Source organism: Streptomyces sp. PTL18, assembly GCF_059510295.1.
Window position 1 is genome coordinate 158,055 of record NZ_JCAJZO010000010.1, and the last position, 22,255, is coordinate 180,309.

Consider the following 22,255-nt stretch of genomic DNA (forward strand, 5'->3'; position numbering starts at 1 on the left):
TCTCCGGCCCGTCCTCGAGGAAGCCCCATCGTCTCCCAGTGCCCCCGGCGGCCCGCTCGACACGCCGGGGCGGCGGGGTCCGGGGCCGGTGCGCGGAGTAGCCCCGCATGCGTGCCCCGCGCGCGGGGGTGAGGCTGGTTGCATGGCAGAGCGTCGCGTGATCGTGTACCCGCCCAGTGAGAGCGGCGGCCGGCGCGTGCGCGCGGACGGGGAGATCCTCGGCACCGCCTATTCACTGCACGACTTGACGGTCTTCCTGCAGCACGCCGGGCTGGAGGGTGTGGACGAGGTGGACGTGGCCGAGTCCCCCGTGATCGAGTGGCACGGCGGTGGCCCCGAGGTGTGGGAGCGAGGGCGCTGACGGCTTCGGGTCAGTCGCTCCTGGGAGGCGCACCGGTGCTATGAAGGGAACATGCGGGTACGTATCGGACGAGATCGGACCCGGACGGTGCCTCCGTCCACCGGACGCGCGCGTGAGCGTCGCAGTTCCCTGCTGAACCCGCACAGCGCGGCCGGACAGGTGTTCTTCCTTCAGATCGTGATCGTGGTGCTGCTGGTCCTGGCGGCGGTGGCGACCATGGTGCTCCAGACGGAGCGCGACGCGCTGCAGCAGGGGCGGCGTGTGTCGGTCGCCGCGGCCCAGTCGTTCGCGAACGCCCCCGGTGTGGCCGAGGCGCTGCGCAGCCGGGACCCGACGGCGGTCCTGCAGCCGCGGACCGAAGCCGCGCGCAAACAGGCGGGCGTGGACTTCATCGTCGTCATGAGCACGAAGGGAATCCGTTACACGTACCCCTACCCGAAGGAGATCGGGAAGAAGTTCGTCGGCACCATAGAGCCGGCGCTGCACGGCCGTACCGTCATCGAGCAGGCCGGCGGGCCGCCCCTGCCGTCCGGTCGGGGGACGGACGTGCAGGCGGTGGTCCCGGTGGACGACTCGCACGGCAGGGTCGTCGGCCTGGTCTCGGCCGGGATCACGGTGAAGAACGTGGCGCGCCTGTGGATGCCGCAGCTGCCGATCGTCCTCGGTGCCGGCGTGGCGGGGCTGGCACTGGCCGCGGCCGGGACCACGCTGGCGTCCCGGCGGCTGCTGCGGCAGACGCACGGCCTGGCTCCGGTGGAGCTGGCGGGGCTGTACGAGCACCACGACGCGGTGCTGCACGCGGTGCGGGAAGGCGTGCTGATCACCGACCCCCACGGGCGGCTGCTGCTGGCCAACGACGAGGCGCGGCGGCTGCTGGGCCTGCCGTCCGATGCGCAGGGGCGCCCGGTGCGCGAGCTGGACCTGCCGGAGCCGATCACACGGCTGCTGGTCTCACCGGACGCGGCGACCGACGAGGTGCATCTCGCGGAGGACCGGCTGCTCGCCGTGAACAAGCGGCCCACGTTCCCGCACGGGGGCCCGGGAGGCAGTGTGGTGACGCTGCGGGACACCACGGAGCTGGCGGCGGTCTCGGGGCGGGCCGAGGTGGCACGGGAGCGGCTGAAGCTCCTCTACGAGGCGGGGTTGCGGATCGGGACGACGCTCGATGTGGGGCGTACGGCGCAGGAGCTGGCGGACGTGGCGGTGCCGCAGTTCGCCGACGTCGTCACCGTCGATCTGCTGGATGCCGTGTTGCGCGGCTGGGAGCCGACGGCGGAGGGGTGGCGGCATCTGCGGCGTACGGCGACCAGCGGGGACGGGCAGACGATGCCGGTGTACCGGGTGGGCGAGGTGATCATGTTCTCGCCGGGGACCCCCCAGATGCACGCGCTCCAGGAGGGCCGCGGGATGGTGGAGCCGGACCTGCGGCAGGCCCGCGGCTGGCGGGAGCAGGACCCGGAACGCGCCCGCAAGGCTCTGGAACTCGGGCTGCATTCGCTGGTGACCATACCGCTGCGCGCGCGGAACGTGCCGCTCGGTGTGGCGAACTTCTACCGGACGACGAACTCCCCCGCCTTCGAGCCGGACGACCTGTCCTTCGCGGAGGAACTGGCCGCGCGGGCGGCGGTGGCCATCGACAACGCCCGGCGGTTCACCCGGGAGCACGAGATGGCGGTGACGCTGCAGCGCAGTCTGCTGCCGCGGACACAGCCGGAGCAGGACGCGCTCGAGGTGGCCTGGCGGTATCTGCCGGCGGCGACGGGGGTGGGGGGCGACTGGTTCGACGTCATCCCGCTCCCGGGCGCACGCGTGGCGCTGGCCATGGGCGACGTCGTCGGTCACGGGCTGCACGCGGCGGCCACGATGGGGCGGCTGCGCACCGCGGTGCGCAATTTCTCCACGCTGGACCTCCCCGTGGACGAGGTGCTGGGGAACCTGGACGACCTGGTCGTCCGCATGGACGACGAGGAGGACACCGGCGAGGCCGCCGACGGCCACGAAGGCGAGGGCGTGACGGGAGCGACCTGTCTGTACGCGATCTACGACCCGGTGACGGGCGGGTGCACGGTGGCCCGCGCCGGGCACCCCGAGCCGGTGGTGGTCCGCCCGGACGGAACGGTGACGTGTCCCGGCGTGCCGGCGTCGGCACCGCTCGGCCTGGGCGGCTACCCCTTCGAGACCGCCGAGCTGCGCTTGAGCGAGGGGTCCCAGCTGGTGCTCTACACCGACGGCCTGGTGGAGGAACGCGCCTCCGACATCGACGCCGGTCTCGACCGGCTGCGCCGGGCGCTGGGCGGGGCCGTGGGGCGCACTCCGGAGGAGGCGTGCCGGGTGGTGATCGATGCGGTGGGGCCGGCGGACCGGGCCGACGACATCGCCTTGCTCGTGGCGCGGACGCGACTGTTCCCGCGCTCCTGCGTGGCGGAGTGGAGCGTGCCGCCGGACCCGGCGGTCATGCCGTCGGTCCGGACACAGTGCAGGGAGAAGTTGCGGGAGTGGGGGCTGGAGGAGATCGGGTTCACCACGGAGCTGATCATCAGCGAGCTGGTCACCAACGCGATCCGGCACGGTTCGCCACCGGTGACCGTGCGCCTGCTGTACGGGCGTTGCCTGATCTGCGAGGTGGCGGACGGCAGCAGCACCTCGCCGCGGCTGCGGCGGGCGGCGACCACGGACGAGGGCGGGCGGGGGCTGTTCCTGGTGGCGCAGTTCGCCCAGCGGTGGGGGACGCGCTACACGGCCGAGGGCAAGGTCATCTGGGCGGAACAGACCCTTCACGACGGCGCTTCCGGCGCGACGGACCACACACCGGTCGACGTCCTGCTGGAACAGTTCGGCGACCCCACCCTGTGAGAGCGGTCCGACTGCCCCGACACCCGTGGCCCGGCCGGGGCATCGACACCCCCGGCACGCAGCCCGCCGCGTTCGTCCACGCGCAGGGGGACGAGGTCGTCACCGTCACCGGAGCGCGTCGTGCCGTCCTCGTCCACCGGGACTCCCACCGGCCCGCAGGCCTGCGGCGTCCCACCCGCTCAGTCCACGGCACCCACCCAGTCCACGGTGCCGAGCGGTGACCCGCAACCGCGAGGCCGTCGTCCGGACTCGGTCGCCTCGGGCCGCCCGGGGCGGGCCGGCAGCGGTGCCCCCCGCCGCACTCGCGCGACGGAGGGCGCCCGGAACTCCCGCATCACGCCAGCCGCCCGTCCAGCGTCGTACGCCACGCCGGCGACCGATCCGGTGCGGCGGTGGGCGCGGGCGGCCGGGAGCGGCGGCCGCCCCGGCCGAAGAAGTCGGCGAGCGGCAGGATCGCGGCGCCCACGGTGACGGCGTCGGGACCCAGTTTTCCGAGTTCGATGCCGACGCGTTCACCGGGGTGGCGCAGTGCGTAGGACCGCGCGTGGGCGCGCACCGGGTCGAGGAAGCGCTCGCCGAGGCGGAGGCCCGCCCAGCCGCCGATGAGGATGCGCTCGGGCTGGAAGAGGTTGATCAGGTCGGACAGGCCCGCGCCCAGGTACTCCGCCGTCTCGGCGAGGACGGCCGTGGCCACCGGGTCCGGCTCACCGCCGCCCACCGGGTACGCCGCCGCCAGCATCGCGGTCAGCGCGGTCTCCTCGTCGGCCCCCCGCGGCGGTCGTCCTCCCGCCTCCTGCCAGCGCTCCAGGAGCGCCTCCGCCCCCGCGTACGCCTCCAGGCAGCCCAGGGCCCCGCAGCGGCACCGCCGGCCCCGCACCCGCACGGTGAGGTGCCCCCACTCCACGGCCCGGCCGCGTTCGACCTCGTCGGTGACGACGCAGGCGCCGACGCCCGAGCCGAGAAGCACGACCGCCGCGTTGCGCGCGCCGCGCCCGGCGCCGAACCACATCTCGGCCTGGCCCAGAGTCCTGGCTCCGTTGTCGATGAAATAGGGCACGTCCTCGGGGAGCAGGCCGGAGGCGCGCAGCATCCGCTCCAGCGGGACGGCGTCCCAGCCGATGGTCTGGCCGTGCACCACCGCGCCCTCGTCGGAGCGTTCGACGATGCCGGGCACGCCGATGCCGACGCCGAGGAGCCCGTCCGGGGTGACCCCGGCGGCGTCCATGACCTCGGCCAGGCCGTCGCGGATGTGACCGGCGATCAGCTCGTCGTCGCAGGGGCCCCCGCGTCCGGCGCCTCGGACCGCCAACGGCCGGTCGGCACGGGCGAGTTCCACCAGGGAGAGGTCGAACAGCTCGACGCGGACCCGGGTCTCGCCGACGTCGACGCCGATCATGTGGCCGGCGCCCGGCGCGACGCGCAGCAGGATGCGGGGGCGGCCTCCGTCGGACCCGACGCTGCCGGCCTCCTCCAGGAGTCCGTCGGCGAGCAGTTCGGCGACCACGTTGCTGACGGAACCCGAGCTCAGACCGGTCGCCGGGCCGAGGGAGTTGCGGCTCGTCGGCCCGTCGAAGAACAACCGCCGCAACACCGCGGCGCGGTTCTCCCGTCGCAGGTCACGAACCGTCCGACCGTTGCGCGTCGCCACGTGCCCCCCTCGTTCTGCGTCCCTGCCCGCAAGATACCTCCGCGGTCGGTTCGTCCGCCCCGACGGCGTGGCGGACGACCCCGGGCGCCAGGACCACCCGGTGAGCCGCCTCGCCACCTGCGCGTGGGCCTCCCTCAGGGCGCGCCGCCGGCGGGCTGCTCCGCCTGCTCGCTGCCGGACAGCTTCGGGTGGGCGTACGGCTACGACAAGCGCTTCGGCCCGGTCCACGTCGACCACCGCACCCAGGTCCGCACCGTCGACGGCAGCGGTCACCGGTACGCGGAGATCGTGCGGGCGCATCGGGACCGGGGCCGCAGGGCCACCGTGGTGGTGACGCGCACCAGGCACGGTCTGCGGGGCGTCGAGCCGAACCCGAACCGCACGGCGGGTTCCACCGGTGCGAGGGAGCCGAGATCCTCGTCCTCGTAAACGGCCCGGGCCTCGACGACAGGGCGCAGGTCCTGCGCCCCGTACCACTCGTACCGCCCGGCGCCCGCGCTGCCGTGGGTCCGCGCCCCGAGCAGCGCCCCGGCGGCCGGGGCCGTCAGTACGGCCCAGGCCGGACGGGCGGCGAGCGGACCGGGCACGGTTCTGAGCAGCAGGCCCAGGGGCCCTCTCCGGCCGGTGACGAAACGCAGGCTGAGCGGTGCGGCCGCGACCGTCCACCGCCCGCGGCCGGCCTCCACCGCGACCGGTACGACCCGCACCTCGTCGAAGACGTAGGTGCCGGCGACGAAGCGGGCCGTCTGCGCGGACGGGGCCAGAAGGACACGGTGTCCGCCCTTCCGCTCGAGCATCACATCGCTGAACGGACCGAACGGCGAGCGGACCCAGTGCCCCAGCACCACCCGCGTACCCGACGACGTGCCGATCCCCGCGATCCACCCTTCGAACCGCACCCGTACGCGCCCCTCGCGTCCCCGGCCGACGTGGGGCGCAGTCCTGCCGGGCACCCGTCACCGTTCCTCACCGCGGTGATCGTGCAGGCGGCCGCACCGCCACCAGGCGGCCGGCCGCCCTGCCCGCACCGACGCGTCCGGCAGGCAGGTGGGGCGGATCCGGCCCCGTGGCACGCAGACCGGGTCGAGGGCCGGCAGCGTCACCGCCGTGCCCTCGCCCGTACGGCGTGCCTGGGCCATGCCGCGCGTTCCGGTGCGAAGGCACGCCCGGCCGTCGGCGGCGAGGAGGCCGCCCGTCGTCCGTTGCAGCCAGTGCTCGGTCTCGGGCCCGAAGACCCGTTCGAAGCCGCGCGGGTGCATCAGGGGCCGGCCACCGCCGCCGGGATCGAACAAGCGCCGGCCGCGGGCCACGCGCAGCGGATTCATCGGGACTCCTCCCGTTCGGCGCCCCCATCGCAGTACCCGGGCACCACCTGGCAAAACGCGGCTGACGGCTGACCGGTACCCGCATCGGGACCCGTGAGTCCCGCCGGGGCGCCGCGCCGATTTGCCTTCGAGTGAACTCCAGCCGTCACACTGATCCCGGCAATCCGACTGTGGAAGCGAAGGGCGGCAGCACATGGGGACGACGAGCCCGGCAGGGCACCCTCTGCCCTACGACACCTACCGGCAGGCGATCGAGCGGGAGACGGTCCGCTTCGCCGAGGTGGTGAGGGGCGCGGACCCCGGGACCGCCGTGCCCTCCTGCCCCGACTGGACGCTGGCCGACCTCACCCGGCATGTCGGGTCCCTGCAACGCTGGTTCTGCGCACTTTTGACCCGGCTGGTGCAGGAGCCTCCGCGCAGCCGTGACGTGGAGCTCGGACTCCCGGAACACGCGGAGGACTATGCCGACTGGGTGGCGGCGGGCGTGCCCGCGGTGGCCGAGGTACTGCGGGCCACGGATCCCGAGGCGGGGATGTGGGCCTGGGGCGAGGACCAGCATGCGCGGTTCTGGGCCCGCCGGATGCTGTGCGAGACGCTGGTGCACCGGGTGGACGCGGAGCGCGCCGTCGGTCTCGAGCCGGCGATCGACCCGGTACTGGCGGGGGACTGTGTGGACGAGTTCCTCGTCAACCTGCCCCACGCGGGTCTCTTCGCGCCGGCGGTGACCAAGCTGCACGGTGACGGCGAGGTCATCGCCTTCGGGTGCGCGGACCTGGCCGGGGGAAGGGGCGAGGAGTGGCGGGTGCGGCTGGATCCCGGCGGTTTCCGACTGCTGCCCCGGACGGCGGCCGAGTCCGCGCCGGCCGGAGCGGGGGCGGCGGTGCGGGGGCAGGCGGCGGACCTCCTGCTGCTGCTCTACGGGCGGCGGTCGTACCAGGAGGCCGCCTTCGACGTCTCGGGAGAGGCCGCGGTACTCGACCGCTGGTTCGCCCACACCGCCTTCTGAGACCCGCCGCCGGGGCTCAACCGGGCTTCAGTACGACGGCCTGGCCGCCCGCGGGGGCCATCGACACGCTCAGTGCGGTCGCCGCGGTGACACTTCGCGTGCTGACGACGACCGGGGTCCGGTACGGTTCGGCGCCCGGTGTTCCGTCGGCGTAGACGGTCGCGGTGCAGGTGCCGGTGCCCAGGAAGGACAGGGGGATCGACAGGGTCCGGGCGCTCTCGTTCGTCATGGCCCCCAGGTACCAGATGCCGCCACTGCGGCGGGCGACGGCGACGTACTCGCCGATCGAGCCGGCCAGGGCCCTGCTCTCGTCCCAGGTGGTGGGGATGGAGTCGAACCAGGGCAGGCCCGGCCAGTCGGCGGGGTTCGCGTACTTCGACGGCTTGTCGTACCAGTACAGCCACGCCAGAGGCTGGTAGTACACCGCGGCCATCGCCATCTGGTGGGCGTCGGTGGTCTGGTCGCGGGACTGGCCGTAGCAGACGGTGTAGTCCATCGGACCGCCGATGTTGCGGGCGAAGGGGAGGGTGACGTTGTGCGTGGCGGTCGGGAAGTGTTCGTTGCCCCGCACGCCCTCCAGAGTGATCCAGTTCGGGTAGGTCCGCTCGTAGCCGAACGGCCGTACGTCGTCGTGCATGTTGATCAGGAGCTGGTGCCGGGCCGCCGTTCGGGCCCAGGTGGTGATCTGGTTCGTCATCGTCTGGGTGCCGTCGTTGATGAAGCCCAGCTTGATGCCCGCGACGCCCCAGCCGCGGTAGAGGGCGAACAGGGAGTCCGCGTCGCTCAGGGCGATGCGGTTGACGTAGAGGATGACGCCGATGCCCTTGCCGGCCGCGTAGGAGATGACCGTCGGCATGTCGATCGCGGTTATCGGCCGCGTCGCGTCGGTCGTGGTGCTCTCCGGCCCGTACCAACCGGCGTCGTACTCGATGTACCGCAGACCGCGGGCTGCGGCGAAGTCGACGCCCGCCAGTCCGTCGGCGGTGGTCAGGTTGCACCGGAAGGCCTTGCCGGGCTTGATCCATGAGGTGTCGGCCAGTGCGTTCCGCGGGGCCAGGTTGAGCACCAGTTCGGCGTTGTCGACCAGTTCGGCGTGGGTGGAGCCGGTCACCACCGCGCGCCACGGCGTGACGAACGGTGTGGTGACGGTGGAGGTCGTCTGCACGGCGCCGGAGCCGCGCGCGGTGTGCCGCATCAGGTACGCGGCGAGGGTGCCGGGCTCACCCGGCACCGAACCGAGCATCAGCCGCGGGTAGTCGGCCCTGGCCGACTCGCACACGCAGGCGATGAGGCCGTCGTCGGCGTAGTCGGCGGTCAGGGGCAGGTCGGTCAGCGGTCCGGTGTCCGTCGAGGAGGTCCCGGTGGACGGGATGGCGTCCGGGGCGACCGGGTTGTAGGGGTCCTCGTCCCGTGCGCTGTAAACGAGCGTGCCGTCCGGGAAGACGAACGTGGTGAGTTCGCCGGCAACGGTGGCGGTGCCCGGGTCGAGCAGGACGTAGCGGAAGGCGACACCCGACGCGTAGGCGCGGATCTGGACGCCGAAGTCGATGCCGGTGCCGGTGTCCCGAAGGCCCCACCGCATCTCCTGATAGGCGTCGCGGATCGTCGCGTTGCGCCCGTACACGGGGTTCCAGGTGGTGTCGACGTGCCAGTGCTGGTAGTTCGTCACCACGGTGCCGCGGGTACCGAGCGTGGTCCCGTCACCGAGCCGGAGGCCCAGGGCCGAGGCCTCGACCACCGTCCTGCCCCGTCGTGCGGCCGCCCACCGCAGCGCCCCGTCGACCACGGACATGGTGATGGTGCTGTCGCCCTTCGCCGCGGTGACCGAGGCGTCCGCGGCGTCGGCCGTGCGCGCCGTACCGACGCCGAGCGCGGCGGCCGTGGCAGTGACGGCGGCGCCCTTCAGCACCCCGCGGCGGGAGGGTTCCTGACGTCCGGCAACGTTCACGGGGAGCTCCTCGTCACACAGGAAACGAACCATCGAACAGAGTCGATCAGCAAGCAACATATTCCGACGGTGGCAAGGTTTCTAACGCCTGACCCAGCGATGGGTCAACCCTTCGCACGCGGAGGCGTTTTGGCCGAAATCTCGGACAGTCGGACGCATTTGCCTCTCCCGAGCCTCATCGACTCCCCACCTCTTCGGTCAAGGATCAACAAAATCAAACGCGCCTGTTGACGCCGCCTGACGCACCCGACTCTCATGGGCCCCGCCCGGCACCTGAAGAGAGGCACCAAGCATGTCCAAGGGAGCACCCCGTCGGCCCGCCGACCGGTGGCGGCGCAGAGCCGCCGCCTTTCTGACACTTCTCGGGGCCGTGGCGGCACTGCTGCTTCCGGCGGCCGAGGCGCACGCGGCCACCGTGTCGTTCACCACCGGTGCCGCACGCACCGACCAGAACGGGAAGGCGCTTCAGCTGCACGGCCTCGGCGTCATCAAGGTGGGAAGCACCTGGTACGGCTTCGGGGAGGACAAGACCGGCGAGACCTCGTCGGACACGTCGTTCCAGGACATCCCGTGCTACACCTCGACCGACCTCGGGACCTGGACCTACCAGGGTGTCGCGCTCGCCAGGCAGAGCAGCGGCGACCTGGGGCCGGGCCGCATCGTGGAGCGCCCCAAGGTCATCCACAACGCTTCGACGAACACGTACGTGATGTACATGCACATCGACAGCAAGGACTACTCCGAGGCCAAGGTCGGCGTGGCGACCAGCAGCACGCCGTGCGGCCCCTACACCTACCGGGGAAGCTTCCGGCCGCTGGGCAACCTCAGCCGTGACCTCGGCCTGTTCCAGGACAGCGACGGCACCGCCTATCTGCTCAGCGAGGACCGCAACAACGGCCTGCGCATCGACAGGCTGTCGGCCGACTACCTCTCCGTGGACAGCGCGGTGGCGGTGCTGGGCGGCAGCGGCGGCAACAGCGTCGAGGCACCCGCCATGGTCAAGGTCGACGGCGTCTACTACATGTTCGGTTCCCACCTGACCGGGTGGAGCCTGAACGACAACGTCTACGCCACCGCCACGTCGCCGGGCGGCCCCTGGTCGGCGTTCCGCGACTTCGCCGCTCCCGGCACCCACACCTACGGCAGCCAGACGGCGAACGTCATCACCGTCCAGGGCACCTCCGGGACGACGTACATCTACGCCGGCGACCGCTGGAACACCTCCGACCTCGGTTCGTCGAAATTGATCTGGCTGCCGCTGACCATCCGCGGTACGACGGTGAACCTCGGCCAGTACCCCACCTGGTCCCTCGACAGCGCGGCGGGCACCTGGGCGCCCGGCAGCGGGATTCCCTCCGGCGGGGTCCACACCCTGTCGAACGGCGACAGTTCCCTGCTGATGGACGTCACCGGCGGCTCAACGGCCGGCGGCACCAAGATCATCCAATGGCCGTCCAACGGGGGCGCCAACCAGCAGTGGACCCTCACGCGGGTGGCGGACAACGTCTACACCCTGAGGAGCGTGAAGAGCGGCCTGTGCCTGGACGTGCCGAACCGGTCGACCGCCACCGGAGTCCAGTTGCAGCAGTGGACGTGCAACGGCGGGACCAACCAGGAGTGGTTCCTCGACCTGGTCGGCAGCTACAGCGGCAACACCTACGTGCTCACCGGCGTGGGCAGCGACCTGAGCATCGGCGTGGCGGGTGCCTCGACCACCCAGGGAGCGGCAGCCGAACAGGAGACAGGCACCGGCACGACGAGCCAGCAGTGGAGTCTCTCCTGAGCGGCTGCGTCCCGTCGCGCTCACCCGACGCGTCGCTCGCGCCGGCACGGCCTTGCGCAAGACACCGCACGGGTCTCCCTACTCCCCCCGCAGTACGCGTATCGCCACCCGTGGGGGGATGATCCCGGTCATGCGGGACGCGATCCTGTCACACAGGACGCAGGTGTGGGCGTGTCGAACGTCCACACCTGCGCGGCAGCGACCGCCGTCGTGCATTCCCGCCGGGCCGAACAGGAGACTGACGTGCGCACCGACCCCCAGGCCGAGCCGCTCGACCCCGCGCCGCCGCAGTCCGAAGGCGCGGGCGACGGCGGGCCGCCCCGGCGCCGCCGGCGGCTGGGGCGGTGGTTCCGGCGCCTGGCGCTGACCTGCGCCCTCCTGCTGGTTGTCCTGACATCGGCCTCATTCGTCTACAACGCCGTCACCGCACGACGTGCGGTGCCTCCCAAAGGGCTCCGATACGTCCAGGCGGCCGACGTCCGGACCCGCTACCGGACCTGGGGCAGCACAGGCTCGCCGGTCGTCCTCGTCCACGGCGCCTTCGAGCAGGTGGACACCTGGTCACGGCTCGCTCCGCTGCTCGCCCGCCATCACCGCGTGTACGCCCTGGACCTGACGGGAGACGGCTACAGCGAACGCCGCGGCCCCTACACCGTCGACCACTTCGCCCGGCAACTCCTGGGCTTCCTCGACGCCGTGCACCTCTCCGGAGCGGGCACGCGCCCCCTGCTGGTGGGGCACTCCAGCGGAGCCGCGGTGGTCGCCCGGGCGGCCCTGCGCGCCCCGGGACGGATCGGGGCGGTGATGCTGCTCGACGGGGACGCCCTGGACACCGGCGCAGGCCCCCCGCCGGCTTTGAAGTACCTGCTGTTCGACCCCTATCGCACCAGCCTGCTGCGGCTCGGACTGAGCACCGACGGGCTGGTCCGCGCTGTCTACGACGCCCAGTGCGGGCCTGCCTGCCCCCGCCTGGACGCCGCGGGACTGGACCAGTGGCGCCGCCCGCTCCGGGTGCCGGGTGCCGAGGAGGCTCTGTGGAGCATGCTGGGCGAAGGCGTGCCCGGCCTGCCCGCCGACCAGGCCGCCCGGCTCGCCGCCGTCCCGCTCCCCAAGTCCGTCGTGTTCGGCGCGCAGGACGACGTGTTCGGTCCCGGGACGCCGCAGCAGACGGCCCGACGCGTCGGCGCACCCCCGCCCACGCTCATCCCGGGAGCCCGGCACCTCACAATGATCTCCAGCCCTCACCAGGTCGCGGCAGCCGTGGAAGCGCTCGCCGCCCGCTCCGCGTAGCCGGGCGAGCGGCAGTCGCCGATGCCTTCGCCCGAGGGGGCACGGGCAGGAAACAGAAGCCATAGCTAATCTGTACATGGCTATAGTAGCCATGTACAGTATGCCCATGAGTACGACATCCGAGGGCGCGACGCCCGGTTTCCTCGTGTGGCGGCTGTCGACGAAGTGGCGCGTGGCCGTCGACCGCGCGGTCGCCCCGCTCGGCCTGACCCACGCCCAGTACTCGCTGGTGGCCACGCTGTCCGGCATGCACCGCACCGGCCGGCGCCCCAGCCAGCGGCAGCTCGCGGACCACACCGGACTCGAGGCGCTCTACGTCTCGAAACTCGCTCGCACCCTGGAGGCGGCCGGCCTCGTGGACCGGACCCGCGATCCGGCGGACCCGCGGGCCGTGCAACTCTCGCTCACCCCTCGGGGGCAGGAGGTGGCACGGCAGGCGATCCAGGTGGTCCAGCGGCTCCACGAACAGTTCCTCCAGCCGCTCGGCGGACCCGGCAGCGCCCGCACCAAGGACTTCACGGGCGAGTTGCGGAGCCTGCTCGACGCACCGCTCGACCCGTCCGGCGCCACGAACCCCGACAAGGAGCAGTCATGACCGAGCCCACCCCGCTCGTCAACGGCCGTCTGGTAGGCCTCACCCACTACGCGAGCCGCGCCCTGCTGGAGCGCGCGCTCGCCCGCACCGGCACCGGCTTCACCCAGTCGGCCGCGCTGCGGACACTCGCGGACAACGGCGGGGAGGCCGAGCGGAGCTCGCTCGCCGCCCTGGTGGCCGACGCACTCAAGGTCACCGATGAGCGGACCGTCCTCACGGCCGTCGACGGGCTCGTCGCCGAGGGGCTTCTCCAGGTGTCCACGGAGGGCCGGGTCTCGTTCACGGACCGCGGCCGGGAACGGTTCGACGACATCCAGGCCGCCGGCCGGCAGATCGCCTCCCGGCTCTACGCGGACATCCCGCGGGAGGACCTGGAGGCGGCCGGACGTGTCCTGGCGCTGGTGCTGGAGCGCGCGACGGCCGAGCTCACGGCCGTGTAGACACGCCCCCCGAAGGTCGTGGAATTCTCAACCGACCGCGCCGGTTGTGCGGTCCGTGAGGAGGTCCTCAGTGAAGACCACGTACTACGACCACGGGACGTCCGCAGAGCGCTGGGAGCGGGCGCGGATGTTCTTCGACGCCAAGGACTACTACGCCGCCGCACAGGTCCTGGAGGGGCTGGTCGCCGAGGTGCCGGAGCAGACCGGGCCCCGGCTGCTGCTGGCGCGCGCCTACTACCACTCGGCCCAACTGCGCCGCGCCGAGGCCGAGTTGCGCGACCTGGTGGAGCGTGACCCGGTGGAGCACTATGCCCGGCTGCTGCTCGGGCGCACCCTCCAGCGGCAGGGGCGCGGCGACGAGGCCGAACCGCATCTGCGGCTGGCGTCGGCGCTCGCGGGCGACTTCGCGGACCTCTGATCCGTGAAGAGTTCGGACGTGTCGCTCCGACGTCCGCGGCCGCGTACCGGATCACGCCGGCCGACCGCCGTACGTGCGCCTGCCGCGCCGAGCACACGGTGTGCGTCGCACGGGGCGCCGGCGGGAGCGTGGCATGCTGGCGCGATGGCATCTCCACGTGATCTCAGGCCTCCCGCCGAGCAGGTCGAGGAACTGCTCGCCGCCGGCGGCCCGTTGCCGATCGTCGCCGCCGGGCATCCGGTGCTGCGCCGTGGCGCCGAGCCGTTCGAGGGGCAGTTGGAGCCCGCGCTGCTGGCACGCTTCATCGAGGCCCTGCGCGTGACGATGCACGCGGCGCCGGGGGTGGGTCTCGCCGCGCCGCAGGTCGGGGTGCCGTTGCGGATCGCGGTCATCGAGGACCCGGCGCCGGTGCCGGAGGAGGTCCGGGTGGCGCGCGGGCGGGTGCCGCAGCCGTTCCGGGTGCTGGTCAACCCCTCCTGCGAAGCGATCGGCACCGACCGTGCCGCGTTCTTCGAGGGCTGTCTGAGCGTGCCCGGCTGGCAGGCCGTGGTGGCCCGGCACGCCCGGGTGCGGCTGCGGGCGCTGGACGAGCGCGGGGCCGCCGTGGACGAGGAGTTCACGGGCTGGCCGGCGCGCATCGTCCAGCACGAGACGGACCACCTCGACGGCACGCTCTACCTGGACCGGGCCGAGCCGCGCTCACTGTCGTCGAACGAGGCGGTGGCGGCCCGGTGGGCCCAGCCGACGCCTCATCGGGCAGCGCGCGAACTGGGATTCACGCTGCCCGACTGAGGCGCGGGGTGTCAGCCCCGGTACGCTTCCAGCAGCCGCAGCCACACCTCGCTGATCGTCGGGAACGACGGCACCGCGTGCCACAGACGGTCGACGGGGACCTCGCCGGCGACGGCGACGCTCGCGGAGTGGATCAGTTCGCCGACGCCGGGGCCGACGAACGTGACGCCCAGCAGGGTCTCGCTGTCCAGGTCGACGACCATGCGGGCACGGCCCCGGTAGCCGTCGGCGAACAGGTTGGCACCCGCCACCGAGGAGAACTCGACGTCCACGGCGCGCACCCGGCGGCCCGCCTGTTCCGCCTCGGCCAGCGACAGGCCCACGGCGGCCGCCTCCGGGTCGGTGAAGACCACCTGCGGGACCGCCCGGTGGTCGGCGGTCGCGGAATGGGCACCCCAGGGGTCGGTCTCCAGCAGCGGGACGCCCGCCGCGCGGGCCGCGATCGCCGCGCCCGCGATACGGGCCTGGTACTTGCCCTGGTGGGTGAGGAGGGCGCGGTGGTTGACGTCGCCGACCGCGTAGAGCCACTCGCTGCCCGCCACCCGCAGGGTGTCGTCCACGGGCAGCCAGGATCCCGGCTCCAGGCCGACCGTGTCGAGGCCGATGTCGCCGGTGCGCGGGGTCCGGCCGGTGGCGAAGAGGATCTCGTCGGCCTCGAGGCGGTCACCGGCGTCCGTGACGACCACGACGGTGTCGCCCTCGCGCCGCACCGACTCCACCGAGGTGCCGGTGCGCACGTCCGCCCCCGCCTCCGTGAGCGCCTCGACGACCAGTTCCCCGGCGAACGGCTCCATGCGCGGCAGCAGGCCCTTGCCGCGGACCAGGACGGTGACCCGGGAGCCGAGAGCCTGCCATGCGGTGGCCATCTCGGCGGCCACCACACCGCCGCCCACGACGATCAGCCGGCCGGGGACGGACTTGGCACTGGTCGCCTCACGGCTGGTCCACGCGTCCACCTCGGCGATGCCGGGCAGGTCGGGCAGCTGGGCGTCGCTGCCGGTGCACACGGCCACCGCGTGCCGGGCGGTCAGCACGTGCCGCGCACCGTCCGGGCCGGTCACCGTGACCCTGCGCGGCCCGTCCAGCCGGCCATGGCCCCGGTAGAGGTCGGCTCCGATGCCGTCCAACCAGGAGACCTGCCCTTCGTCCTGCCAGTCCCCGACCTCGTGGTTCCGGTGGGCGAGGACCGCGGAGGCGTCGAGGGGCCCCTGCGCGAGCTCGGCGACGCCGGGGACGCGGCGGGCGTCGGCCCGGGCGATGACCGGGCGCAGCAGCGCCTTGCTGGGGACGCACGCCCAGTAGGAGCATTCGCCGCCGACCAGTTCGCTCTCCACGACCGCGGTGGACAGGCCGGCCGCACGGGTGCGGTCGGCGACGTTCTCCCCCACGGGCCCGGCTCCGAGCACCACGACGTCGTACGCGATGGATTCCGTTTCCGTCATGGGGCCAGTCTGGTGGGTGGTGTGCCCGGTGGCCACACGGGTAGGGCGCGGAATACGTGACCAGGTGTGACCGTTGACGACAGCGGCTCGGCCCCGACATCAGGAAGAGGGATAGGCCATGAGCAACACGGTGGAGCTCACCAAGGAGAACTTCGACCGGACGGTCCAGGACAACGACTTCGTCCTGATCGACTTCTGGGCGTCCTGGTGCGGGCCGTGCCGTCAGTTCGCGCCGGTGTACGAGAAGGCCGCCGAGGACAACCCCGACCTGGTGTTCGGCAAGGTGGACACCGAGGCGCAGCCCGAGTTGGCGGCGGCGTTCGGCATCCAGTCGATTCCGACGCTGATGATCGTCCGGGACCGGGTCGCCGTGTTCGCGCAGCCGGGCGCTCTGCCGCAGGCCGCTCTGGACGACGTGATCGGCCAGGCCCGCAGTCTGGACATGGACGAGGTCCGCAAGGCGGTGGCCGAGCAGCAGGCCAAGGCCGAGCAGAACGGCGAGTAGCGGCTGCCGGCCGGACGGTCAGAAGGGGTGCGCCGCCACGTCCCCGCGGACCGTGGTCCAGCGCAGGTGGGTGAAGGCGTCCAGATTGGCCTCGCCGCCGAAGCGGGCGCCGGTCCCGGAGGCGGCGAGGCCCCCGAAGGGCGCGACGGGCTCGTCGCCCACGGTCTGGTCGTTGATGTGGGCGATGCCCGTCGGGATCCGCTCGGCCAGGTCGAGGCCGCGCGCCACGTCCCGTGTGACGATGCCCAGGGAGAGGCCGTACGGCCCCGCGGAGGCGAGGGCGGCGGCCTCTTCGGCTGTGGTGAAGGGGCGTACGGGCGCGACCGGCCCGAAGACCTCCTCCGTGTACGCCGGTGTGGTGTCGTCGGCTCCGGCCAGCACCGTCGGCCGGTAGAACAGGCCGCGGTGCGTGCCGCCCGCCACGAGCTTGGCGCCGCGGGCGTTGCTCGCCACCACCAGGCCGTGGATCCGGGCCAGTTGACTCGCGTCGATGACGGGGCCGAGGTGCACCTCCTCGCGGTACGGGTCGCCGACGGTGAGCGTGTCGGCCTTGGCGGCGAGCCGTTCGACGTACTCCTCGTACAGGGACGCGTGGACGAGGTGACGGCCCGTCGTCATGCAGATCTGCCCCTGGTGGAAGAAGGATCCGAAGGCCGCGGTGGAGACGACGGCGTCGAGGTCGGCGTCCTCCAGGACGATCAGCGCGGAGTTCCCGCCGAGCTCCAGATGGACCCGTTTCAGATGGCGCCCGCCGGCCTCGGCGATCGCCCGGCCGGCGGCCGTCGACCCGGTGAAGGAGAGCACCGGGACGTGCGGCTCGGCGACCAGTTCCTGGCCCACGTCGGGCCCGCCGGGCAGGACGCGCAGCAGGCCCTCGGGCAGTCCGGCCTCGGCGAACACGGCCGCCACGGCGAGGCCACCGGACACGGCGGTGCGCGGGTCGGGTTTGAGCACGACGGCGTTGCCCAGCGCCAGGGCGGGCGCGACGGAGCGGACGGCGAGGACGAGCGGGGCGTTGAACGGGGCGATCACGCCCACCACACCGACGGGGACGCGGCGCGTGTACGACAGCCGGGGTGCCTCCGACGGCAGGACCTGCCCTGTCGGGTGGGACGCCAGGGCCGCCGCCTCGTAGCACTCCTGCGCGGCGACGTGCAGCTCGACGCAGGCCTTGTCCGGTACGGAGCCCGACTCGCGGACGAGCCAGTCGCGCAGCTCGGCGGTGTGCGTGGCGAGCAGGTCGCCGGCCCTGCGGAGCACGGCGGCGCGCATGCTGTAGGGGGTCCTCGCCCACCCGCCCCGGGCGGTGACGGCGGCCCGGACGAAGGTCTCGACGTCCTGTTCGGAGGCGAGCGTGAGACTGCCGAGCGACTCGCCCGTGGCGGGCTCGGTGACGGTGTACTCCGCGCCCGTCAGCGGGCCGGGCTGCCAGGTCTCCGGGTCGAGCAGCATGGGGCTCTCCGATCCGGCACCGGGCGGGGCACAGGGTGCGCGCCGGTTCCCGTCCCGTGTGCTCAGCTCGACTCGCGGTGCACGATCCGCGCCCCGAACACCTCGTGCACCTCCGGCACACCTCCAGGATCGCGCACCGCACGGTCGACCAGCTCGGCGAGGTGGCGTCCGGACGGCAGTTCGATGTGGACGGTGCTCAGCCGCGGGCGCAGCAGCCGGCCGAGCACCAGGTCGTCGGCGCCGACCACGGCCGTCTCCCGAGGGATGTCCACGCCCTCGTCCTGCAGGGCGCGCATCAGGAGCATCGCGTACTCGTCGTTGTACGCGAAGACGGCGTCCAGGCCCAGGGAGCGCCAGCGGGCGGCCAGCCGGTCGGCGGACTCCTCCTCGTAGGCGAGCGGCAGCTCGGTGACGGTCGCGTCGGTGCCCTTCAGGGCGCGCCGCACGCCCTCGAGCCTGGCTCTGGAGAAGAACTCCAGACCGGGCTCCTCGGGCATCACCACCCCCAGGCGGCGGCGGCCTCGGGCCAGCAGATGGGCCCCGGCGCCGTGCCCGGCCCCGTGGTGGTCCAGGAGCAGCGCGTGCGCGCCCTCGACGCGGTCGGGGCCGAGGGTGACGACGGCGCGGACCCCGGAGCGCTTGAGGACCTGCACGCCCTCGGGGCCGAGGCCGCCGCCGGGCACGATGACCGCGACCGGTCGCAGTTCCGCCCAGGCGCGGGCCGCCTCGTCGCGGTCGAGGCCGACGCCGCCGTACTGCACGACGGTGTAGTCGAGCCGGCTGAGCGCCCCCTGCAGTTCGCTCAGGAACCGGTTGTAGAGCGGGCCCGCCGGCACGTTCGGGGAGGGCACGAGCACCATGCGGCTGTGTCCGGCGCGCAGGGAGCGGGCGGCGGCGTGCGGGACGTACCCCAGCTCCTTGGCGGCCTCGTGGACGCGGCGGCGGGTGGGTTCGCTGATGCGTACGGCGCTGGTGTTGTTGAGGACGTAGGAGACCGTCGCGCGCGAGACACCGGCCAGGCGTGCCACATCGGCACTCGTCGGCACGGCGGGGGGTGCGGGCGACGAAGGGATGGGCTGTTTCGGTGTCTGCACCATGACGTACCGCATCTTCGCAGAACGCTCACAGCGACTGTCCCCGGGGTGCGTTCGCGGCCGCAACAACCGTGCCGATGGGGGAAGTTGCGACTTCCGTGGCGCAGGGCGCCCGCGCAGAGGCCGCGGTACACCCCCGCGCTGGACGCGCCGGGCGACGCGGGCGTCCGCGGAACGTACCCTGTGGCCATGGACGATGCGCCGATGGTCGGCTTGATGGGACGTGTCACCGGTACCGTCGGGCCCGGACTGGTCGGCGAGGTGATGGTCCGGGTGCGCGGCGGGGCCGAGCACTTCCTCGCGTATCCCGCGGACGGGACGGGCCGGATCGAGCGGGGGGCGGTGGTGATGGTGGTGGAGTACCTGCCGCCGCGTACCGTCCACGTCGAGGCCCTGTACGACAGTTGAGCCCGTCCCGCCGCAGGTGAGAGGCGCACGCGTCAAGATTGCAACAAGGTTGCCTCGGTGTCTTCACCCCGGGCCCGCCAAGGCGCAGACTCCCTTCGTTCGGTGCCGACCCGGCACCAGGCAAAGGGGGCGTATGCCGATGGCCATCGGCGTCGTCGCGGGGGCTGCCGTCCTCGCGCTGCTTGTCATCGTTGGGATCTTCAAGCTCATGTGGCGTGTCGCGGAGCCCAACGAAGCACTCATCATCTCCGGTTCGAAGCATCGGACCGAGGGTCTCGAGGAAGGAATGGGCTTCCGCATCGTCACGGGGCGCGGCACGCTGGTGCTGCCGGGTGTGCAGGCGGTGCGCAAGCTGTCGCTCGACCTCAACGAGACCGAACTGCACGTCGACTGCGTGACCCACCAGGGCATCCCGCTGAAGGTGCGGGGCGTGGTCATCTTCAAGGTGGGCGACGACTTCGTGTCGATCGCCAACGCCGCCCGCCGCTTCCTTGACCAGCAGAAGCTGATGGCGGAGCGGGTGCACAACGTGTTCGCCGGTCACCTCCGGTCCATCGTGGGCGGTTTGACGGTCGAGGACATGATCCGCGACCGGGAGAAGCTGACCGGGCAGACCCGGGCCGCCTGCGGTACGGAGATGGAGAAGCTGGGTCTGATCGTGGACTCGCTGCAGATCCACGAGATCGAGGACCCCACCGGGTACATCAAGAACCTGGCCGCCCCGCACGCGGCGGCGGTGCAGCGGGACGCGCGCATCGCGCAGGCGGAGTCGAACCGTCTCGCCACCGAGGCGGAGCAGCAGTCGTTCGCACGGATGGCGGAGGCGACCCGGGACAGCGAGATCCTGCAGGCCGGTTACCAGGCCGAGCGGGACAAGGCGGCCGCGAAGGCGCGGCAGGCCGGTCCGCTCGCCGATGCCGCGGCCCGCCAGGAGGTCGTGGTGCAGGAGACCCGGGTCGCGGAGCTGGAGGCGCACCGGCGCGAGCAGCAGCTACAGGCCGATGTCCGCAAGCCGGCGGACGCGAAGGCGTACGAGAAGCGGACGCTGGCCGAGGCCGAGCGTGACGCGCGGATCTCGGCGGCGCAGGCCAAGGCGAAGGAGACCGAGTTGGCGGCGACGGCCGAGGCGACGCGGGTCAAGACGGCCGCGGCGGCGGAGGCCGAGGCGACCAAGACGCGCGGCGCGGCGGCGGCCGAGGCGACCCGCGCCACCGGTGAGGCCGAGGCGGCCGCCGCTCAGGCGAAGGGCCTGGCGGAGGCGGAGGCGACGCGTGCGCTCGGTCTCGCGGAGGCGGAGGCCATCAAGGCGCGCGCCGCGGCCCTCGCGGAGAACCAGGAGGCCGTGGTCGCGCAGCAACTCGCCGAGAAGTGGCCGGAGATCGTGCAGGCGGGCGCGTCCGCGTTCGGCAACGTCGACAACATGGTGCTGCTCAACGGGGCGGACGGCGTGGCCGACACGTTCGCCAAGGCCCTGACGATGGGCGGCGCCGGCCTGGGCCTCGCCCGCCAGGTGCTGTCCTCGATGAACCAGAACGCGACGCCGGCGGCACAAGCGGCCGGTCTCAACGGGTTCGTGCCGCCGCGGCCGGAGAAGGTGGCGGTGGAGGAGGACGAGGGGTGAGACCCACCTCGGTGAATTCGCGGGGACGTTGAGGCCTCAGCGCCTCAGCGCCTCAGCGTTGAGGCTTCGGGCGTACGGGAGTCGGACTCCCGCACGCCCGGAGCGCGTTGTGCGGCGCGATGGCCGGCGGGCGTCAGCGTGCGGTGAGCGGGGCCGCCGGTCGTTGCTCCTGACCGGCGCGCCGGGCGGAGACCGGCGCGTGGGTCGCGGTACCGGCCCGCCGCCGCGCGGGGCCGGCTCCGGACCGGGTCCGGTGAAGGTGCGCGCCGCCGCGCCGAGCGTGACGGTGCCGCGGAGGGCACCGCGAGCCGCAGTGGGAGTCGCGCCATGGAATACCTGCACCCGAACGACCCGGCGGTGAGCACCGGTTGAGGCCGTCGACGGCGGCCTTGCCCGAGCCACTGGACGCCCGAGGTCCGGTTCTCGGGTCAGTTCCCCCGCCAGATGTTGTCGAAGGCGGCCTTCTCGATGGCTCGTCGTTGCCGTACGGCCGTCAGTTCCGTCACCGCGTCGTCGACGGCGGCGAGCACCGTCGTCACCGCCTCGTCGGTCTCGTCCGGCAGCTCTCCGGCCGGCGTCTCGCGGATCCCGACGGCCGTGGCGAGTGCGGCGAGCACGGGCTCGTCCTCGGCCCAGCGGTCCGCCGCCCGCTGCCGGGCGGCGGAGTCGGCCAGCACCGCCTCGCCGGTCCAGGAGGGCAGCAGCCGGCGGTGCTGCCGCTCGAGCAGCCCCTCGTCCTCGAAGGCGGCCAGATACGCCGAGGACAGACCACGGCCCCGGCGCCACAGCCAGTCCTCGACCGCTTCGTAGGGCGTCTGCCGGACGAGTGACGCCGCGGCCTCCCGTACCAGGCGGTCGTCGGTCGCCGGCGGGTCGCCCGGTACGACGAGGTCTCCGTCCAGCGTGAGGGCCCGGGCCTCCCGGAGGTCGAGCAACTCGGCGCCCGCGAGGGCGAGGGAGAGGTCACCCGGTTCGGCGGAACGGCCGGGTGCCGCGTCCAGGGCGACGATCAGCAGGTCCCGTGCAGTGGTCATGTGCGGCTCCCCGTCCAAGGCTTCGGTCAAGACTTCGGTCAAGGCTTCGTGGCGATACGTCGATGAGCGGCCGTCCCGACAGCCCGACAGTAGCGCGGCTGCGTCAACCACGGTCCGTCATAGCCGGGAGGACGTCCGCCGACGCGGGCCGGCCCTCCGGTACGCGGTCCCTGACGACCGCCGTGTGGTGCGGCCGCCGGTCCCGGCAGTCACACACCGCAGGACGGCGTCGCGGAACGG

Annotated in this window: 20 protein-coding genes and 1 pseudogene; 13 read left to right on the forward strand and 8 right to left on the reverse strand. The window is 72.9% G+C overall.

What is annotated here, in order from left to right; genetic code table 11:
* Positions 1–142: 142 nt before the first annotated feature.
* Both AC5WS8_RS21030 and AC5WS8_RS21035 read left to right on the forward strand, forming a co-directional pair.
* Entirely contained in the window at positions 143–361 is a 219-nt protein-coding gene (locus AC5WS8_RS21030; RefSeq protein WP_496104982.1) for a hypothetical protein, read from the forward strand.
* A 51-nt stretch (positions 362–412) separates the two neighbouring features.
* Positions 413–3,214, forward strand: a complete 2,802-nt coding sequence (locus tag AC5WS8_RS21035) for a SpoIIE family protein phosphatase (RefSeq protein WP_496104983.1) — start codon at positions 413–415, stop codon at positions 3,212–3,214.
* 334 nt (positions 3,215–3,548) lie between these two features.
* On the opposite strand, the gene AC5WS8_RS21040 is transcribed toward AC5WS8_RS21035, so the two are convergent.
* Positions 3,549–4,862 (reverse strand): ROK family protein, encoded by a 1,314-nt coding sequence (locus AC5WS8_RS21040; protein WP_496104984.1) that lies wholly within the window; start codon positions 4,860–4,862, stop codon positions 3,549–3,551.
* A gap of 52 nt (positions 4,863–4,914) precedes the next feature.
* Here AC5WS8_RS21040 and AC5WS8_RS21045 point away from each other — a divergent pair.
* Positions 4,915–5,183 (forward strand): annotated as a pseudogene (locus tag AC5WS8_RS21045) (family 1 glycosylhydrolase); the annotation flags it as partial.
* Here AC5WS8_RS21045 and AC5WS8_RS21050 read toward each other — a convergent pair.
* Both AC5WS8_RS21050 and AC5WS8_RS21055 read right to left on the reverse strand, forming a co-directional pair.
* On the reverse strand, positions 5,132–5,815 hold the full coding sequence (locus AC5WS8_RS21050; RefSeq protein WP_496104985.1) for a hypothetical protein: 684 nt from the start codon (positions 5,813–5,815) through the stop codon (positions 5,132–5,134). The pseudogene AC5WS8_RS21045 and the gene AC5WS8_RS21050 sit on opposite strands and share 52 nt — an antisense overlap.
* A gap of 3 nt (positions 5,816–5,818) precedes the next feature.
* The gene (locus AC5WS8_RS21055) at positions 5,819–6,187 is read right to left on the reverse strand and encodes a hypothetical protein (RefSeq protein WP_496104986.1); all 369 of its coding nucleotides are present in this window, start codon (positions 6,185–6,187) and stop codon (positions 5,819–5,821) included.
* A 193-nt stretch (positions 6,188–6,380) separates the two neighbouring features.
* On the opposite strand from AC5WS8_RS21055, the gene AC5WS8_RS21060 reads away from it, so the two are divergent.
* Positions 6,381–7,193, forward strand: a complete 813-nt coding sequence (locus AC5WS8_RS21060) for a maleylpyruvate isomerase family mycothiol-dependent enzyme (RefSeq protein ID WP_496104987.1) — start codon at positions 6,381–6,383, stop codon at positions 7,191–7,193.
* Between the two features lie 16 nt (positions 7,194–7,209).
* Here the strand turns inward: AC5WS8_RS21060 and AC5WS8_RS21065 are convergent, their stop codons facing one another.
* Positions 7,210–9,141: a glycoside hydrolase family 97 protein gene (locus tag AC5WS8_RS21065; protein WP_496104988.1), complete on the reverse strand. Its 1,932-nt coding sequence runs from the start codon at positions 9,139–9,141 to the stop codon at positions 7,210–7,212.
* 292 nt (positions 9,142–9,433) lie between these two features.
* Between AC5WS8_RS21065 and AC5WS8_RS21070 the strand changes: the two genes are divergently transcribed.
* The 6 genes from AC5WS8_RS21070 (at position 9,434) to AC5WS8_RS21095 (ending at position 14,459) form a co-directional block, all read left to right on the forward strand.
* Positions 9,434–10,924, forward strand: a complete 1,491-nt coding sequence (locus tag AC5WS8_RS21070) for an RICIN domain-containing protein (RefSeq protein ID WP_496104989.1) — start codon at positions 9,434–9,436, stop codon at positions 10,922–10,924.
* A gap of 243 nt (positions 10,925–11,167) precedes the next feature.
* The gene (locus tag AC5WS8_RS21075; protein ID WP_496104990.1) at positions 11,168–12,214 is read left to right on the forward strand and encodes an alpha/beta fold hydrolase; all 1,047 of its coding nucleotides are present in this window, start codon (positions 11,168–11,170) and stop codon (positions 12,212–12,214) included.
* 106 nt (positions 12,215–12,320) lie between these two features.
* Positions 12,321–12,809, forward strand: coding sequence for a MarR family winged helix-turn-helix transcriptional regulator (locus tag AC5WS8_RS21080; protein ID WP_496104991.1), 489 nt, complete (start codon positions 12,321–12,323; stop codon positions 12,807–12,809).
* Positions 12,806–13,249 (forward strand): winged helix DNA-binding protein, encoded by a 444-nt coding sequence (locus AC5WS8_RS21085; protein ID WP_496104992.1) that lies wholly within the window; start codon positions 12,806–12,808, stop codon positions 13,247–13,249. Before AC5WS8_RS21080 ends, AC5WS8_RS21085 begins: the two co-directional genes overlap by 4 nt.
* A 70-nt stretch (positions 13,250–13,319) precedes the next feature.
* Positions 13,320–13,667: a tetratricopeptide repeat protein gene (locus AC5WS8_RS21090; RefSeq protein ID WP_496104993.1), complete on the forward strand. Its 348-nt coding sequence runs from the start codon at positions 13,320–13,322 to the stop codon at positions 13,665–13,667.
* 144 nt (positions 13,668–13,811) lie between these two features.
* The gene (locus AC5WS8_RS21095) at positions 13,812–14,459 is read left to right on the forward strand and encodes a peptide deformylase (protein WP_496104994.1); all 648 of its coding nucleotides are present in this window, start codon (positions 13,812–13,814) and stop codon (positions 14,457–14,459) included.
* 11 nt (positions 14,460–14,470) lie between these two features.
* Here AC5WS8_RS21095 and AC5WS8_RS21100 read toward each other — a convergent pair whose 3' ends face one another.
* Entirely contained in the window at positions 14,471–15,901 is a 1,431-nt protein-coding gene (locus AC5WS8_RS21100; protein WP_496104995.1) for a dihydrolipoyl dehydrogenase family protein, read from the reverse strand.
* A 118-nt stretch (positions 15,902–16,019) separates the two neighbouring features.
* Between AC5WS8_RS21100 and trxA the strand changes: the two genes are divergently transcribed.
* Positions 16,020–16,406 (forward strand): thioredoxin, encoded by a 387-nt coding sequence (gene trxA, locus AC5WS8_RS21105; RefSeq protein ID WP_496104996.1) that lies wholly within the window; start codon positions 16,020–16,022, stop codon positions 16,404–16,406.
* Positions 16,407–16,424: 18 nt separating this feature from the next.
* On the opposite strand, the gene AC5WS8_RS21110 is transcribed toward trxA, so the two are convergent.
* Both AC5WS8_RS21110 and AC5WS8_RS21115 read right to left on the reverse strand, forming a co-directional pair.
* Positions 16,425–17,858, reverse strand: coding sequence for an aldehyde dehydrogenase family protein (locus AC5WS8_RS21110; protein ID WP_496104997.1), 1,434 nt, complete (start codon positions 17,856–17,858; stop codon positions 16,425–16,427).
* Between the two features lie 62 nt (positions 17,859–17,920).
* The gene (locus AC5WS8_RS21115; RefSeq protein WP_496104998.1) at positions 17,921–18,955 is read right to left on the reverse strand and encodes a LacI family DNA-binding transcriptional regulator; all 1,035 of its coding nucleotides are present in this window, start codon (positions 18,953–18,955) and stop codon (positions 17,921–17,923) included.
* Between the two features lie 186 nt (positions 18,956–19,141).
* Between AC5WS8_RS21115 and AC5WS8_RS21120 the strand changes: the two genes are divergently transcribed.
* A complete protein-coding gene (locus tag AC5WS8_RS21120) occupies positions 19,142–19,360 on the forward strand; it encodes an NfeD C-terminal domain-containing protein (protein ID WP_496104999.1) in 219 nt (72 codons plus the stop codon).
* A 133-nt stretch (positions 19,361–19,493) separates the two neighbouring features.
* Positions 19,494–20,981 (forward strand): flotillin family protein, encoded by a 1,488-nt coding sequence (locus AC5WS8_RS21125; RefSeq protein ID WP_496105000.1) that lies wholly within the window; start codon positions 19,494–19,496, stop codon positions 20,979–20,981.
* Between the two features lie 428 nt (positions 20,982–21,409).
* On the opposite strand, the gene AC5WS8_RS21130 is transcribed toward AC5WS8_RS21125, so the two are convergent.
* Positions 21,410–22,015: a GOLPH3/VPS74 family protein gene (locus AC5WS8_RS21130; protein ID WP_496105001.1), complete on the reverse strand. Its 606-nt coding sequence runs from the start codon at positions 22,013–22,015 to the stop codon at positions 21,410–21,412.
* Between the last annotated feature and the right edge of the window lie 240 nt (positions 22,016–22,255).

Coding starts and splice junctions, on each gene's coding strand:
- AC5WS8_RS21030 (WP_496104982.1), top strand. CDS start 143: ATGGCAGAGCGTCGCGTGATCGTGTACCCGCCCAGTGAGAGCGGCGGC.
- AC5WS8_RS21035 (WP_496104983.1), top strand. CDS start 413: ATGCGGGTACGTATCGGACGAGATCGGACCCGGACGGTGCCTCCGTCC.
- AC5WS8_RS21055 (WP_496104986.1), bottom strand. CDS start 6,187: ATGAATCCGCTGCGCGTGGCCCGCGGCCGGCGCTTGTTCGATCCCGGC.
- AC5WS8_RS21060 (WP_496104987.1), top strand. CDS start 6,381: ATGGGGACGACGAGCCCGGCAGGGCACCCTCTGCCCTACGACACCTAC.
- AC5WS8_RS21070 (WP_496104989.1), top strand. CDS start 9,434: ATGTCCAAGGGAGCACCCCGTCGGCCCGCCGACCGGTGGCGGCGCAGA.
- AC5WS8_RS21080 (WP_496104991.1), top strand. CDS start 12,321: ATGAGTACGACATCCGAGGGCGCGACGCCCGGTTTCCTCGTGTGGCGG.
- AC5WS8_RS21085 (WP_496104992.1), top strand. CDS start 12,806: ATGACCGAGCCCACCCCGCTCGTCAACGGCCGTCTGGTAGGCCTCACC.
- AC5WS8_RS21095 (WP_496104994.1), top strand. CDS start 13,812: ATGGCATCTCCACGTGATCTCAGGCCTCCCGCCGAGCAGGTCGAGGAA.
- AC5WS8_RS21100 (WP_496104995.1), bottom strand. CDS start 15,901: ATGACGGAAACGGAATCCATCGCGTACGACGTCGTGGTGCTCGGAGCC.
- trxA (WP_496104996.1), top strand. CDS start 16,020: ATGAGCAACACGGTGGAGCTCACCAAGGAGAACTTCGACCGGACGGTC.
- AC5WS8_RS21110 (WP_496104997.1), bottom strand. CDS start 17,858: ATGCTGCTCGACCCGGAGACCTGGCAGCCCGGCCCGCTGACGGGCGCG.
- AC5WS8_RS21115 (WP_496104998.1), bottom strand. CDS start 18,955: ATGGTGCAGACACCGAAACAGCCCATCCCTTCGTCGCCCGCACCCCCC.
- AC5WS8_RS21120 (WP_496104999.1), top strand. CDS start 19,142: ATGGACGATGCGCCGATGGTCGGCTTGATGGGACGTGTCACCGGTACC.
- AC5WS8_RS21125 (WP_496105000.1), top strand. CDS start 19,494: ATGCCGATGGCCATCGGCGTCGTCGCGGGGGCTGCCGTCCTCGCGCTG.
- AC5WS8_RS21130 (WP_496105001.1), bottom strand. CDS start 22,015: ATGACCACTGCACGGGACCTGCTGATCGTCGCCCTGGACGCGGCACCC.